The sequence below is a fragment of the Rhizobium acidisoli genome, from assembly GCF_002531755.2.
Lineage (GTDB): Bacteria > Pseudomonadota > Alphaproteobacteria > Rhizobiales > Rhizobiaceae > Rhizobium > Rhizobium acidisoli.
Map to the genome: position 1 here is coordinate 3,824,267 of NZ_CP034998.1, position 14,227 is coordinate 3,838,493.

The 14,227-nt window shown below is 61.9% G+C and carries 13 protein-coding genes, 1 pseudogene and 1 riboswitch; of the genes and pseudogenes, 5 read left to right on the forward strand and 9 right to left on the reverse strand.

The window, feature by feature from the left end; translation table 11 throughout:
* Window positions 1-105: 105 nt before the first annotated feature.
* Window positions 106-582, forward strand: coding sequence for a chemotaxis protein CheW (locus tag CO657_RS18650; RefSeq protein WP_003567163.1), 477 nt, complete (start codon window positions 106-108; stop codon window positions 580-582).
* A 293-nt stretch (window positions 583-875) separates the two neighbouring features.
* A complete protein-coding gene (locus CO657_RS18655) occupies window positions 876-2,654 on the forward strand; it encodes a methyl-accepting chemotaxis protein (protein WP_054182457.1) in 1,779 nt (592 codons plus the stop codon).
* A 247-nt stretch (window positions 2,655-2,901) separates the two neighbouring features.
* On the opposite strand, the gene CO657_RS18660 is transcribed toward CO657_RS18655, so the two are convergent.
* The 9 genes from CO657_RS18660 to soxR all read right to left on the reverse strand — a co-directional run bounded on the left by CO657_RS18660 (window position 2,902) and on the right by soxR (window position 11,979).
* Window positions 2,902-3,147 (reverse strand): formate dehydrogenase subunit delta, encoded by a 246-nt coding sequence (locus CO657_RS18660; RefSeq protein WP_003589874.1) that lies wholly within the window; start codon window positions 3,145-3,147, stop codon window positions 2,902-2,904.
* Complete coding sequence (gene fdhD / locus CO657_RS18665) at window positions 3,137-3,961, reverse strand: formate dehydrogenase accessory sulfurtransferase FdhD (protein ID WP_054182456.1); 825 nt, start codon at window positions 3,959-3,961, stop codon at window positions 3,137-3,139. The genes CO657_RS18660 and fdhD overlap by 11 nt, the downstream gene beginning before the upstream one ends.
* A 37-nt stretch (window positions 3,962-3,998) precedes the next feature.
* The gene (gene fdhF, locus CO657_RS18670; RefSeq protein WP_054182455.1) at window positions 3,999-6,878 is read right to left on the reverse strand and encodes a formate dehydrogenase subunit alpha; all 2,880 of its coding nucleotides are present in this window, start codon (window positions 6,876-6,878) and stop codon (window positions 3,999-4,001) included.
* A gap of 162 nt (window positions 6,879-7,040) precedes the next feature.
* On the reverse strand, window positions 7,041-8,597 hold the full coding sequence (locus tag CO657_RS18675; protein WP_054182454.1) for a formate dehydrogenase beta subunit: 1,557 nt from the start codon (window positions 8,595-8,597) through the stop codon (window positions 7,041-7,043).
* Window positions 8,594-9,073 carry a formate dehydrogenase subunit gamma gene (locus CO657_RS18680; RefSeq protein ID WP_054182453.1) on the reverse strand — a complete coding sequence of 160 codons (480 nt, stop codon included), beginning with the start codon at window positions 9,071-9,073 and terminating at the stop codon, window positions 8,594-8,596. Before CO657_RS18680 ends, CO657_RS18675 begins: the two co-directional genes overlap by 4 nt.
* A gap of 134 nt (window positions 9,074-9,207) precedes the next feature.
* Entirely contained in the window at window positions 9,208-10,101 is an 894-nt protein-coding gene (locus tag CO657_RS18685; RefSeq protein WP_003589869.1) for a LysR family transcriptional regulator, read from the reverse strand.
* A 90-nt stretch (window positions 10,102-10,191) separates the two neighbouring features.
* A complete protein-coding gene (locus CO657_RS18690; RefSeq protein WP_003589868.1) occupies window positions 10,192-10,533 on the reverse strand; it encodes an ArsR/SmtB family transcription factor in 342 nt (113 codons plus the stop codon).
* Between the two features lie 103 nt (window positions 10,534-10,636).
* Entirely contained in the window at window positions 10,637-11,407 is a 771-nt protein-coding gene (locus CO657_RS18695; protein WP_054182452.1) for an SDR family NAD(P)-dependent oxidoreductase, read from the reverse strand.
* A gap of 95 nt (window positions 11,408-11,502) precedes the next feature.
* Window positions 11,503-11,979 carry a redox-sensitive transcriptional activator SoxR gene (gene soxR, locus CO657_RS18700; RefSeq protein ID WP_012559181.1) on the reverse strand — a complete coding sequence of 159 codons (477 nt, stop codon included), beginning with the start codon at window positions 11,977-11,979 and terminating at the stop codon, window positions 11,503-11,505.
* 355 nt (window positions 11,980-12,334) lie between these two features.
* Window positions 12,335-12,448: riboswitch (TPP riboswitch) on the forward strand.
* Here soxR and CO657_RS37925 point away from each other — a divergent pair.
* From CO657_RS37925 to CO657_RS18710, 3 genes and pseudogenes are all read left to right on the forward strand, one after another.
* Window positions 12,439-12,555: pseudogene (locus CO657_RS37925) on the forward strand (YkoF family thiamine/hydroxymethylpyrimidine-binding protein); the annotation flags it as partial. It overlaps the preceding riboswitch by 10 nt.
* A gap of 11 nt (window positions 12,556-12,566) precedes the next feature.
* Window positions 12,567-13,373, forward strand: a complete 807-nt coding sequence (locus CO657_RS18705; RefSeq protein ID WP_054182451.1) for an ABC transporter permease — start codon at window positions 12,567-12,569, stop codon at window positions 13,371-13,373.
* Window positions 13,370-14,182 (forward strand): ABC transporter ATP-binding protein, encoded by an 813-nt coding sequence (locus tag CO657_RS18710; protein WP_054182450.1) that lies wholly within the window; start codon window positions 13,370-13,372, stop codon window positions 14,180-14,182. The genes CO657_RS18705 and CO657_RS18710 overlap by 4 nt, the downstream gene beginning before the upstream one ends.
* Window positions 14,183-14,227: the final 45 nt, after the last annotated feature.

A 14,227-nucleotide genomic window follows, 5' to 3' on the forward strand; every position in this document is an offset into this window, starting at 1 on the left:
CTGGGCCGAGCGCAAAGCCATCGCGTGGTGTGAAGGCAAAGCTCGTCCGCGCCAATGGTGGTGCGCCCGCTTCTGCCCTGGCTTACGACAGTTGGGAAGAATTCTATGACCACGATCAATTCCACTAGCTTCAGCGGCGATACGCTCGAGATCATTGCCTTCCGCCTGCATGATCAGGAATTCTGCGTCAAGACCACGACCATCCGCGAAATCCGCGGCTGGGCGCCGTCGACGCCGATCCCGCACGCGCCGGCCGATGTCATCGGCGTCATGAACCTGCGCGGCTCGGTCATCCCGATTATCGATCTTGCCTATAAGCTCGGCATGAAGAGCACCGTCGCCAACGAACGCAGCGCCATCGTCGTCGCCGAAGTTCACAGCATGGTCATCGGCATGCTGGTCGACCGCGTCTCGGATATTCTCACCATTTCGTCCAGCCAGGTCCAGCCGGTGCCCGAGGTGACAGCCTCCTTCGACCGCGCCTATTGCGAAGGCATCATCGCCTCGGAAAATGGCATGATCTGCTTCCTGAACCTCGCCAAGATGTTCAAGGAAAACGAGACGGATGAACTGGCGGCCTGATCGCCATCAAGCAATTCGTAGAGTTGAAAACCGCCCGCCCAGGGCGGTTTTTTGTTGCGCGTCTGAGGTAAATCGCCGCCTTCATCGGTATCACATCATATTATTAGCAATAGCTTTTATACGTTAAATTAACCACGTTCCTTCAGTATGGGGGTGAAGCATACGGATGATAAGTCTCCGGTACAGAGGCAGTGATAACCGGAGACCGGTTGTCCCCTGCACCGGCATACCTCGCCAGCCCCTTCGCTTCTCCAGCCGAAACAGCGCAAGCTGTGCATCTCAAAGGGACAAGAATGTTTGGTCTAGCCTCCGATTCGAAATACATTCTTGACGCCATCTCCAAATCGCAGGCGATCATCGAATTCGATCTCAACGGCAATATTCTCACGGCGAACGAGAATTTCTGCAACGCCCTGGGTTATCGCCTCAACGAGATCGTCGGCAAGCATCACAGCATGTTCTGCGAACCGGCCTACACGGCGACGCCCGAATATCGCGCCTTCTGGGCGCGGCTCGGACGCGGCGAATATGATGCCGGCGCCTATAAGCGTCTTGCCAAGGGCAACAGGGAGATATGGATCCAGGCGTCCTATAATCCCGTTTCCAAAGGCGGAAAGCCGTTCAAGGTGGTGAAATTCGCCGCCGACATCACAGCGGCGAAAAAGCAGGCGGTCGAAGATTCCGGCAAACTGGAAGCGATCTCGCGCTCGCAGGCAGTGATCGAATTCACCCCGAAGGGCGACATCCTGACTGCGAACGAGAATTTCTGCCAGGCCATGGGATATTCGCTGGCCGAAATCGCCGGCAAACATCACAGCATCTTCTGCGACCCGGCCCATACCCGCACCGAGGAATACAGCAGCTTCTGGCGGCGTCTTGCCAATGGCGAATTCATCGCCAACGAATTCGTCCGCTTCGGCAAGGGCGGCCGCGAAATCTGGATCCAGGCAGCTTATAACCCGATCGTCGATGCCGACGGCAAAGTCTATAAAGTCGTGAAGTTCGCGACCGACGTCACCCAGCGGATGAGCGCGATTTCCCAGCTCGGCGGCGCGCTGCGCCAGCTTTCCGAAGGTGATCTGACGATGACGGTGGACACACCCTTCGTCCCCTCGATGGAGCAGCTGCGCCACGACTTCAACACTGCGGTCAAAGGTCTTGCCGATACGATGAAGACCATCGGCGAGAATGCCGTTGCGATCGCCGCCGGGTCGAGCGAGATCGGTACATCGGCGGACTCCTTTTCCAAGCGGACGGAACAGCAGGCCGCGTCGATCGAAGAAACCGCAGCCGCGCTGGAGGAGATCACCACCACCGTCAACGATTCCAGTCGCCGCGCCGATGAGGCGGGCCGCCTTGTCGCCGTGACCAAGCAGGGCGCCGAGCAATCGGGCGTCGTGGTCCGCAACGCCGTCGCCGCCATGGACCAGATCGAGCAGTCCTCGCGCGAAATCACCAATATCATCGGCGTCATCGACGATATCGCCTTCCAGACCAATCTCCTGGCGCTGAATGCCGGCGTCGAAGCCGCCCGCGCCGGCGAAGCCGGCAAGGGTTTCGCTGTGGTGGCCCAGGAAGTCCGCGAGCTCGCCCAGCGCTCCGCCAAGGCGGCCAAGGAGATCAAGGCGCTGATCAATACGTCGAGCGACCTCGTCAAGAACGGCGTCGGCCTCGTCGGCCAGACCGGCAAGGCGCTCGAGGAGATCGTCACCCAGGTCGGCGATATCAACGGCAACGTCGTCGCCATCGTCGAAGCCTCACGGGAACAGGCAACCGGCCTCAAGGAAATCAACCAGGCAGTCAATTCGCTCGACCAGGCAACCCAACAGAATGCCGCCATGGTCGAGGAGAGCACCGCTGCCAGCCATAGCCTGGCAAAGGAAGCCGAAACGCTGCGGGCCCTGCTGGCACGGTTCCGCCTGCCCGGTCAGACCCGCACCCAGACCGGGCCTCAGACCGCCGGCAGGCCGGAAGCAAGACAGACAGGCTCGCCAGCGCTGCATCTCGTTTCCCGCGTCGGCAAGGCCTACGGCGCTGCCGCTGCAACGGTGCAGAGCTGGGAAGAGTTCTGAGCCACGCCCCCATAGCTCGCGATTGTTTCTGCGTAGCGAGGAAGAAGCGCGCCGCATGAGGTCCATGCGGCGCGCTTTGATATCTCACCCGAAGAGCGCGAAGGTCGCCTTCAGCGTTACCGGGCATCGCCGTGGCGTCCAGTCCGCCCGTGAACGTGCAGAAGGAACCAGTCGGCCCGGCTTTAACGTCCGCCGACTTCGCTTGCAACGTGGTGCTGGCCCCTCTCCCGCATGCGCCATTTTTGGATTACTGGGCTTGGTTTACCTGCGGCTCCGGTTTGCGGATCAAGGGAGCGGCCTGCAGCACGAGGGCATCCAGGCCGTTTTCCTCCTTGTCGAGAATCTCAAACAATTGCCGCCGCATGCGCGGCTCCCAGAATTTGTTGATATGATTGGCGACCCCTTCTACGGCCTCGCTTGCCGGCTGGCTCTTGAAGAAGGTGGCAATCTGGTTTGCCATATAGACGAGCTTGGTCTTGGTATCATGCGACATCGGCGATGCTTCCGGGCGAGATGCGGTGCGGGTGGGTGAAAATCTCGAAATCCTCGCCGCGCACCAGGGCGACGAGCGTCATGCCGGCCTCTTCGGCCGTGCGGATGGCAAGCGCTGTCGGCGCTGAAATGGCGATGAGCACGGGAGAACCGAGGATCGCCGCCTTCTGCACCATCTCGACCGAGAGCCGGCTGGTCACGGCGACGGCGCCGTTCCGGCCGTTTTCGCCGGCGTCGATGACGGCACCGCAGAGCTTGTCGAGCGCATTATGCCGGCCGACATCTTCGCGCACGGCAACCAGTCCCTGGCCGGGAAGATAGAAGCCGGCGCCGTGCACCGCCCGGGTCTCCCGATGCAGCGGCTGCGCCTCGTTCAGCAGCGAGACGGCGCGTACGATATCGGCATGCGACAGCGCCAGCGGCGATGCCGAGACATCCGGCACCGGCCGCACCGCCTGCTCGATCGATTCGATGCCGCAGAGCCCGCAGCCGACCGGCCCCGCCATGCTGCGGCGTCGTGCCCGCAACCGATCGGCAACGTCGTCGACAAGGCTCACCTGCACATCGATCCCCTGCTCGCCTTCGACGATCTCGATGGCCGCTATCTCGGTGCGTTCAGTGATAATCCCTTCGGTCAGGCTGAAACCGACGGCGAAATCCTCGAGATCATCGGGCGTCGCCATCATCACCGCATGCGAGCTGCCGCCATAGGAAAAGGCAATCGGCACTTCTTCCGGCACGATGCGGGAGCCGGAGTGCATGAGGCCGTTGCGGCGGGCGGTTTCGGGAGCACGGGCGGTGGTCTGGAAGGTCATGATGCAAATCCCTTCTTGCCAAACCACCCCCGCATTTTCACTCCGCTGCCTCGAGCTTGCCGGCGATGCGGCGCGATTGCCGTGCCTGCTCGTTATATTCCATCTGCCAGTCGCTCGGCCCGTTGGAGGGCGAAACCTGCACCGCCGTCACCTTATACTCAGGGCAATTCGTCGCCCAGTCGGAAAAGTCGGTGGTGATGACGTTCGCCTGCGTATTGGGATGATGGAAGGTCGTATAGACGACACCAGGTGCAACACGATCGGTAATCAGCGATCTCAGCGTGGTGTCGCCGGACCGGCTGACGAGCTTCACCCAATCGCCATCGCGAATGCCGCGCTGCTCGGCATCATGCGGATGGATTTCCAGCCGGTCTTCCGCATGCCAGACGACATTCTCGGTCCGCCGCGTCTGCGCCCCGACATTGTACTGGCTGAGGATGCGGCCGGTGGTGAGCAGCAACGGGAAGCGTGGGCCGGTGCGCTCGTCGGTGGCCACATATTCGGTGCGGATGAACTTGCCCTTGCCGCGCACGAAGCCATTGACATGCATGATCGGCGAGCCGAGCGGGTTCTTCTCGTTGCAGGGCCACTGCACCGAGCCCATCTTCTCGAGGTAATCGTAGGACACCAGGGCGAAACTCGGCGTCGTAGCGGCAATTTCGTCCATGATCTCCGACGGATGGGCGTAATTCCAGTCGAGCCCCATCGCCTGAGCAAGCTTCTGGGTCACCTCCCAGTCACCATAGCCGTTGCGCGGCGTCATCACTTTGCGCACCCGGTTGATGCGGCGCTCGGCATTGGTGAAGGTGCCGTCCTTCTCGAGGAAGGTCGAGCCCGGCAGGAAGACATGGGCGTAATTGGCGGTCTCGTTGAGGAACAGGTCCTGGACGACGACGCATTCCATCGCCGCAAGCCCGGCCGCGACATGTTTCGTATCGGGATCGGACTGGAGAATGTCCTCACCCTGGACGTAGAGACCCTTGAAGGAACCGTCGACCGCCGCGTCCAGCATGTTCGGAATGCGCAGACCCGGCTCGTTGTTGATCTTCACGCCCCAGAGCTTTTCGAAGATATCGCGCGTCGCATCGTCGGAAATGTGCCGGTAGCCCGGCAGCTCGTGCGGGAAGGAGCCCATGTCGCAGGAACCCTGCACATTGTTCTGGCCGCGCAACGGGTTCACGCCGACGCCTGGACGGCCGATATTGCCGGTCGCCATCGCCAGATTGGCGATCGCGATGACGGTGGTCGAACCCTGGCTGTGTTCGGTGACGCCGAGACCGTAATAGATCGCGCCGTTGCCGCCCTTGGCATAGAGCCTTGCCGCGCCGCGCAGATCCGCAGCCGGCACGCCGGTGAAGATCTCGGTCTCTTCGGGGCTGTGCGCCGGTTCGGCGACGAAACCAGCCCAGTCCTCGAATTCCGACCAGTCGCAGCGCTCGCGGATAAACGCCTCGTCATAGAGCCCTTCGGTGACGATCACATGCGCCAGCGCCGTCATGACGGCGACATTGGTGCCCGGCTTCAGCGGCAGGTGGTAAGAAGCCTCGATATGCGGCGACCGGACGATATCGGTGCGGCGCGGATCGATGACGATCAGCTTGGCGCCCTGGCGCAGCCGCTTCTTCAGCCGCGAGGCGAACACCGGATGCCCGTCCGTCGGATTGGCGCCGATGATGACGACAACATCGGACTGTTCGACGCTGTCGAAATTCTGCGTGCCGGCCGAGGTGCCGAAGGCCTGGCCGAGACCGTAGCCGGTCGGCGAATGGCAGACGCGGGCGCAGGTATCGACATTATTGTTACCGAAGCCGGCCCGGACCAGCTTCTGCACCAGATAGGTTTCCTCATTGGTGCAGCGCGACGAGGTGATGCCGCCGATCGACTCGCGGCCATACTGATACTGAATGCGGCGGAACTCCGACGCCACATGTGCGAAGGCTTTGTCCCAGCTCACCTCCCGCCAGGGATCGCTGACCTTTTCGCGGATCATCGGGTTGAGGATGCGGTCCTTATGGGAGGAATAGCCGTAAGCAAAGCGGCCCTTGACGCAGGAATGGCCGCGATTGGCCTGGCCATCCTTCCACGGCACCATGCGCACCAGCTCCTCGCCGCGCATCTCCGCCTTGAAGGAACAGCCGACGCCGCAATAGGCGCAGGTGGTAATGGCCGAATGCTCGGGCTGGCCGATCTCGATCACCGACTTCTCCGTCAGCGTCGCCGTCGGGCAGGCCTGGACGCAGGCGCCGCAGGAGACACATTCGGAATCGATGAAGGCTTCATGCGCACCCGAGGAAACCTTGGAGCCGAAACCGCGCCCCTCGATCGTCAGCGCGAAGGTGCCTTGCACCTCTTCGCAGGCGCGCACGCAGCGCGAACAGACGATGCACTTGGAGGGATCAAAGGTGAAATAGGGATTGGACTCGTCCTTCGGCGTCCATTTCAGATTGATCTCGCCATTGTTGCGCGCCCTGACATGATTGTCGCCGTCATAGCCATAGCGCACGTCGCGCAAGCCGACGGCGCCCGCCATGTCCTGCAATTCGCAATCACCGTTGGCCGCACAGGTCAGACAGTCGAGCGGGTGGTCGGAAATATAAAGCTCCATCACGCCGCGGCGAATATCCTTCAGCCGTCCCGTCTGCGTGTGCACCACCATGTTGGCCGCCACCGGCGTCGTGCAGGAGGCAGGCGTACCATTGCGGCCCTCGATCTCGACAAGACAGAGCCGGCAGGAACCGAAGGCATCGATCATGTCGGTGGCGCAGAGCTTCGGCACCGTGATGCCGGCCTCCATCGAAGCGCGCATGATCGACGTGCCCTCCGGCACGCTGATCTGCTGCCCGTCGATGGTGAGTGTCACCATCACCTCGGATGTCGAAGCAGGAGTGCCGTAGTCGATTTCATGGATGAGAGACATGGCTTGCTCCTCCGATAGATTTCTGTGTCGGTTGTGTCGAGGGATGCCCCTCATCCGCCTGCCGGCACCGCCCGGGGTCGAGCCACGCGTCTCGACTCGTCCTTCGGACCCCCGCAAGCGGGGAGAGGGTTAGGGTGAGGGGCAACTTCGAATAAAAAACCATCACTCAGCCGCCTCCGCGATCGGCGCCGGCGAAAAATCTTCCGGGAAATGCGTCATGGCGCTCATCACGGGATAGGGCGTGAAACCGCCGAGCGCGCAGAGCGAGCCGAATTTCATCGTGTTGCAGAGATCGGTGAGCAGCGCCCGGTTCTTCTCCGGCTCGATGCCATGGGCGATCTTGTCGGCCGTCTCGACGCCGCGCGTCGAGCCGATGCGGCAGGGCGTGCACTTGCCGCAGCTTTCGACGGCGCAGAATTCCATGGCGAAACGCGCCTGCTTCAGCATGTCGGCGGTATCATCGAAGACGACGATGCCGGCATGGCCGATCAGTCCGTCCCTGGCGGCGAAGGCTTCGTAGTCGAACGGCGTGTCGAACAGCGCCCGCGGGAAATAGGCCCCGAGCGGTCCGCCAACCTGCACGGCCTTGATCGGCCGTCCTGTCGCCGTGCCGCCGCCGATCCTGTCGACGATATCGCCGAGCGAAAGACCGAAGGCGGTTTCGTAAAGACCGCCATATCTGACATTGCCGGCGACCTGCAGCGGGATGGTGCCGCGCGAGCGGCCCATGCCGAAATCGCGATAGAAGGCCGCACCCTTCTCCATGATGACAGGCACGGAGGCGAGCGAGATCACATTGTTGATGACGGTCGGACAGTCAAACAGCCCTTTATGCGCCGGCAGCGGCGGCTTGGCGCGCACGACGCCGCGCTTGCCTTCGAGGCTGTTCAGCAGCGCCGTCTCCTCGCCGCAGACATAGGCGCCGGCGCCGGTGCGCACCTCGATATCGAAGGCGCGGCCCGAGCCGAGCACCGATAGGCCGAGTATCCCGGCCTGCCGCGCGATGCCGACGGCCGCAGTCATTGCCGCGATGGCATGCGGATATTCCGAACGCGTGTAGACGAAGCCCTTCGTCGCGCCGGTGGCAAGTCCTGATATCGCCATCCCCTCGATCAGCACGAAGGGATCACCCTCCATGATCATCCGGTCGGCAAAGGTGCCGCTGTCGCCCTCATCGGCATTGCAGACGATATATTTGCGGTCCCCGGCAGCATCGAGAACAGTCTTCCACTTGATCCCAGTGGGAAAGCCGGCGCCGCCGCGCCCGCGCAGGCCGGAATCAGTGACTTCCTTGACGACTTCGGCGGATGTCATCGAAACGGCCCGGCGAAGGCCGGCTAGACCACCATGCGATTCGTAGTCGACCAGCGACAGCGGATCGGTGATGCCGCAGCGGGCGAAGGTCAGGCGAGTCTGTTCCTTCAGGAACGGGAGGTCTTCAACCTCCCCGAGACAGAGCGGGTGATCGCCGCCGGTCATCATCCCGGCGTCGAACAATGCCGGCACATCCCTTGCTTTCACCGGTCCGTAGCCGATGCGTTTGCCGGCGACCTCGATCTCGACAAGCGGTTCCAGCCAGAACATTCCGCGCGAGCCGTTGCGCACGATCTCGGCATCGAGGCCGCGGGCGGCGATCTCCTGGGCAATCGCCTTTGCCACCTTTTCGGCCCCGAGCGCCAGCGCAGCGGCATCGCGCGGAACATAAATCTTGATGCTCATCGGCGCGCCTCCGCAACGAGTTCCGCCGCCAGCTGATCGTCAACCCGGCCATAGACCTCGCCGTCGAGCATCGCCGATGGGGCGCAGGCGCAGAGCCCGAGACAATAGACCGGCTCCAGCGTCACGCTGCCGTCGAGCGTCGTCTGGTGAAAATCGATGCCGAGCAGCGTCTTGACGCGCGCGGCGACCGCATCGCCGCCCATCGACTGACAGGCCTCGGCGCGACAGAGCTTCAGCACATGCCGGCCTGCGGGGTGGTCGCGGTAATCGTGATAGAAGGTCACGACGCCATGCACCTCGGCGCGGGAGAGGTTCAGTTCCTCCGCGATCACTGGCACGGCTTCCTGCGGCACATAACCGAATTCGTCCTGAACCTCGTGCAGAATGGGAAGCAGCGGCCCTTCGAGGAAGCGAAGATCGGCAATGATGGCACGAGTGCGCGCGGCAATATCGCCTTCGGCGATATGAATGGTCATAGGCAGCCCTCCCGACGGCTTGCTCGTTGCGGAATGGCGGCCTCCTCCAGCCCGAGTGCTATTCCGCCGACAGCATCTCAAGGAAGCCGCTGGCGATCAATAAAGCTATCACGTCGGTTGATAGGTTTTTCCTATCAAAGTTCCTCATCCTGCACGAGCACTCTCGCCTCATGCAGCAAGGCCGAGACGAGCGGCGTGAAGGGCTCACGATAGGGCGCCACAAGCCCGACCAGGTGATGCGCCTCCGGCTCGACGATCGGAATCATCCGGATTTCCACCGGAAAACCAAAAGATTTGGCGACATTGCGCGGCATGATGCTCGCCCAGCGGCCGGTTCGAACATGCGAGAACAGCACGATCATCGAGTTGGATTCGAGCGTCGGATGCACCGTGGCACCGGCTTCCGTCAGGTGCCGATTGATGATTCGGCGGTTCTGCATGTCGGCGGTCAATAGACAAAGCCGAAGATCGCCGACTTCCTTCCAGGTCACATTGTCGCGATCGGAGAGCGGGCTGCCGGCAGCCGTGATCAGATGATAGCGCTCGGCATAGAGCGGAACACTGGTGACACGGCCGAGCGGCTCGTTTTCGAGATAGGTGATGCCGGCATCGATTTCGAGGTTTTCGAGCATGCTCAGCACCTGCAGCGAGTTGCGCGAGACGATCGAGAAGGTGACGCCGGGATGCCGCTCCTGAAAGGGCGTGGTGATGCGCGAAAGCATAGCGAGCGCCGTCGGAATGGCGGCAAGGCGAATGTGGCCGGAAAGACCGCGGCGGGCGGCGCGCATTTCCTCGCGCATGGTGCGGGCGTCGCCGACGATGCGCCGGGCCCATTCGAGCACGCGCTGCCCCTCCGGCGTCAGCCCTTGAAAACGCGAACCGCGCTGCACCAGCATGACCCCGAGCTGATCCTCGAGCTGGCGGATCGCGGCCGAAAGCGTCGGCTGCGAGATCCCGCACTCCTCCGCAGCGCGGCCGAAATGCTTTTCATTGGCAAGGGCGATGAAGAATTCCAGCTTGTCGATCATCCGGTCTCCCGCGACATTTCGCGTCCGGCCTCATCTTCGACACAGCAACCGTGCTCCGCAAGGGAATGAATCAAGTTAAGGCGACGCGCTTTAACAGTTTTCCGCAGCGGGAAAAAGATCGAACAGCGATTCGAGGAAGGCAAGCACGCTGACATTGCCGATACTGTAATAAACCAGCCTGCCCTGACGGCGCGTGTTGACCAGGCCTTCGAGCCTCAAACGCGCAAGCTGCTGCGAAACCATCGCCTGCTGAATGCCGAGAATATTTTCGATTTCACCGACCGTCCGCTCCTGTTTCGCCAGGATACAGAGGATCAGCAATCGGGTGTGATGCGCCAAAGCTTTCAGCAGATCGCTCGCTTCATGGGCTTTTCCAGCGAGTATGTGCAAGTCCTGGCCGGTCATCCCCGGCTCCGGTTTAGGCAACGGCATTCGATATCTCGGAAGGGAGGCGATTTGGTAGATCAGCACAATAGCATATTCGCACAAACGAATTGGTCAATAGTGATGAAATGCCAAAAAAGGTCCAAGTAAATCAGCAGATAAGCTGTCCGCCATTGATCTCGATCACCTGGCCGGTAATGTATCCCGAGAGTAAGGGAGCCGCCAGAAACAGATAGGCGGGAGCGCAATCCTCGGCCGTGCCGAGCCGCTGCAGGGGGATGGATTTCCGGGTCTGCTCCAGCTTTTCTCTGGAGGAATAGCGCTCGTGGAAATCCGTCTCGATCGTTCCCGGCGAGACGCAGTTGACGCGGATGCCATCCGGGGCAAGTTCGCGGGCAAGCGCCTTGGAATAGGTCGCAACGAAGGCTTTCGAGGCCGAATAGATCGAGGAGCCGGGGCTGCCGCCGGTGAGCGCCGAGATCGAAACGGTGTTGACGACGGCGGCACCCTCGGCCGCCTTCAATGCCGGCAGCAATGCGCGCGTCAGCGCCACCACCGAGGTCTGGTTCAACCGTATGACCGCCTCATATTCGGCATCGGTCAGCGTCGCAGCGGGAAAACGGCCGAGCATGGTGCCGGCATTGTTGACGAGCACATGCACCCTGTCGAAGAAAGCGAGAACATCGTCGGCAAATTGCGCCGCACCGCCGGCGGCGGAAAAATCGGCATGCAGCAGCATCGCCCGTCTTTCCGATTCAGCCGTCAGCAGGAAATCCGGCAGGTCCCGCCCCGGCTTGCGCCCGGTATGGACGATCACCTTGGCGCCGCAATCCAGAAACTGCCGAGCGACTTCGAGGCCGATACCGCGGCCGGCGCCGGTGACGACGACATTGCGATTTTCGAACAGTCTGGGATGAAACACGAAGCCGTCCTCCTCGGTTGCGTCACTTGCCCTTAACATATGAGCACACCGACCGAAAGAAAGGCAGGCATCGATCTTTCCGGGGAAAGCCAGGGCTAAACAACCAGCTCGTTTTCGCTCTCCAGAAGCCGCGCACCCGGCCCTTCCTTGCCGAGCCGGTCGCAGGGATTGCGCAGCGGGCAGCTTTCGATCGACAGGCAGCCGCAGCCGATGCAGCCGGTCAGGCGGTCGCGCAGCAGACTGAGCCGATTGATTCGTGCGTCGAGATCGTCCTTCCATCGCGCCGACAGCGTCTGCCAATCGGCGACCGTCGGCGTGCGCCCCTGCGGCAGGGACTGGAACGCCGCCTGGATTTCCGAAAGCGGAATGCCGACACGCTGTGCCACCTTGATGATGCCGAGGCGGCGAAGCACATCGCGCCCATAGCGGCGCTGGTTGCCGCGGGAGCGGATGCTCGAGATCAAACCCTTGGTCTCGTAAAAATGCAGCGCCGAGACGGCAAGACCACTGCGCTCCGCCACTTCGCCGACAGTCAGCAGCTTGCCGAGCGGGGTTGCCGAAATCCCATCCATCGCCTCTTGACCTCAATATTGCTTGAGGTTTTATACCCTTTGCTTCTGCGGTCGTAAAGCCCGATCGATATTGCCGCCTGAGGCAGCAAGCTGCGGTCCCGTTCCCGGCAGGTACGGGCCCACCGAGGAACATCCGAGCGGGATCCCGCTCGGATGTTTCCCTCACATTAGAGCATGATGCCGAAAAGTGTGCGCGGTTTTCGGGCGACATCATGCTCTAACTCTTTAATTGAGAACAGGATTCAGATTTTAGGCCAACCGGGCCTAAAATCATCCTGTTCTAGAGCTATTCCGACCGTGCGGACGGGTTCGCAAATTTGCGGTTGCGGGAAGAAAACCCGGGTGATAGTTTCCGCCGAAATAACAGGGGAGCTCCGTATTGCCGGGGCTGAGATGTGAGGCGCAAGCCTCTGGACCCTTCAAAGCTGATCTGGGTAATGCCAGCGGAGCGAGGTTCAAATGTTCTCAGGCGCAAAAGTGTCACTCTATCCGATGTCCGGCAATGTCGTCGGCATTATTCGCGATGCCGTCAAGGCGCTCGATCCCTATCGCGACCGGCTGGACATCGAGACCGAAATCAAACGCTGATGACATCGCCGCAACCATCGGATTCGCGCCTTGCCGCGCTCCGCACCGCTCTCTACCGGGGGCTCCCCGCCTTGCTCGCGGGCTGCGCCTTTTTGGCGGCATGGGAACTCTATGTCGATCTTTCCGGCATCAAGCCTTCCATCCTGCCGGCTCCTTCGCGCATCGTCATCCAGGGCTGGCTGAACCGTGAGGCGCTGATATCAAACACCTGGCCGACGCTTGGTGCGACACTCGGCGGTTTCGCGCTGTCGCTTGCCTTCGCCTTCACCGCGTCGATCCTCATGGATTTCATGCCTTTCATGCGCCGGGCATTGCTGCCGATCTTCATCGCCAGCCAGACCCTGCCGCTGGTAGCGATCGCGCCGCTCGTCGTCTTATGGTTCGGTTTCGGCCTTTTGCCGAAGATCCTGCTGGTGGCGCTCGTCACCTTCTTCCCGCTGCTCGTCGCCCTGCTGCAAGGCTATGAATCGACCGACCGCGACATCGCCGAATTGCTGCATTCGATGAAGGCGAGCCGCTGGCGCATCTTCCGCCTGGCACGGCTTCCCTCGGCGCTGCCCTATTTTTTCGCCGGCCTGAGGATCTCGATCACCTATGCCGTCGTCGGCGCGATCTTTGCCGAATATGCCGGCGCCGCAAGCGGCCTCGGGATCTATATCCTCAACGCCAAGAACAATTTCCGTCCTGATCTCGTGCTCGCCGCCGTCGTCGTCAGCGCCGTACTGACCCTCTGCCTGTTCGGCCTGACGCTCGTCATCCAGCGCCTCCTCATGCCCTGGCAGCCAACCGCGGAGCGGCGTCGATGAGCGACAAGATGGTTGAACTGCGCAATATCTCCAAGTCCTTCGACGGCATGAAGGTGCTCGGCGATATTTCGCTCAGCGTCGCAAACGGCGAGTTCGTTTCGATCGTCGGCCCGTCCGGCTCCGGGAAATCGACGGTGCTGCGATTGCTGACACAGGCGCTTCGACCCGATGCCGGCACCGTGCTTTTCAAGGGCGCGTCGCTGGAAGGGGCGCCGCATGCCTTCGCCTTCATGCCGCAACGCGATGCGCTGATGCCCTGGCGCCGGATCATCGACAATGCGGCACTCGGCCTCGAGGTGCGGGGCATGAGCCGCCGGGCGGCCCGCGCCGCCGTGGCGCCGCTGTTCGAGCGCTTCGGCCTTGCCGGTTTCGAACATCATTATCCCTCCGAACTATCAGGCGGCATGCGCCAGCGCGCCGCCCTGCTGCGCACCGTCGTCCAGACCCAGGACATGCTGCTGCTCGACGAGCCGTTCGGCGCGCTCGACGCGCTGACGCGCACGCAGATCCAGGAATGGCTGCAGGGCATGTGGACCGAACACCGCTGGACGGCGCTGCTGATCACCCATGATGTCCGCGAGGCCGTGTTCCTCTCCGACCGCATCTATGTGCTTTCGGCCCGCCCGGCGCGTATCATCCGCGAATTCCACGTTGACCTGCCCCGCCCGCGAAGCCTTGCCGATCTCGGCTCGCCGGCGGCCCAGGCGATCGAAACCGAAATCCTGCAAACCCTGCTTCATCCGCTAGAACAGGATGATCTCAGGCCGGTCGGCCTAAAATCTGAATCCTGTTCTGATTTAAAAAGTTAGAGCATGACGTCGAAAACCGCGCACACTTTCGGCACCATGCTCTAG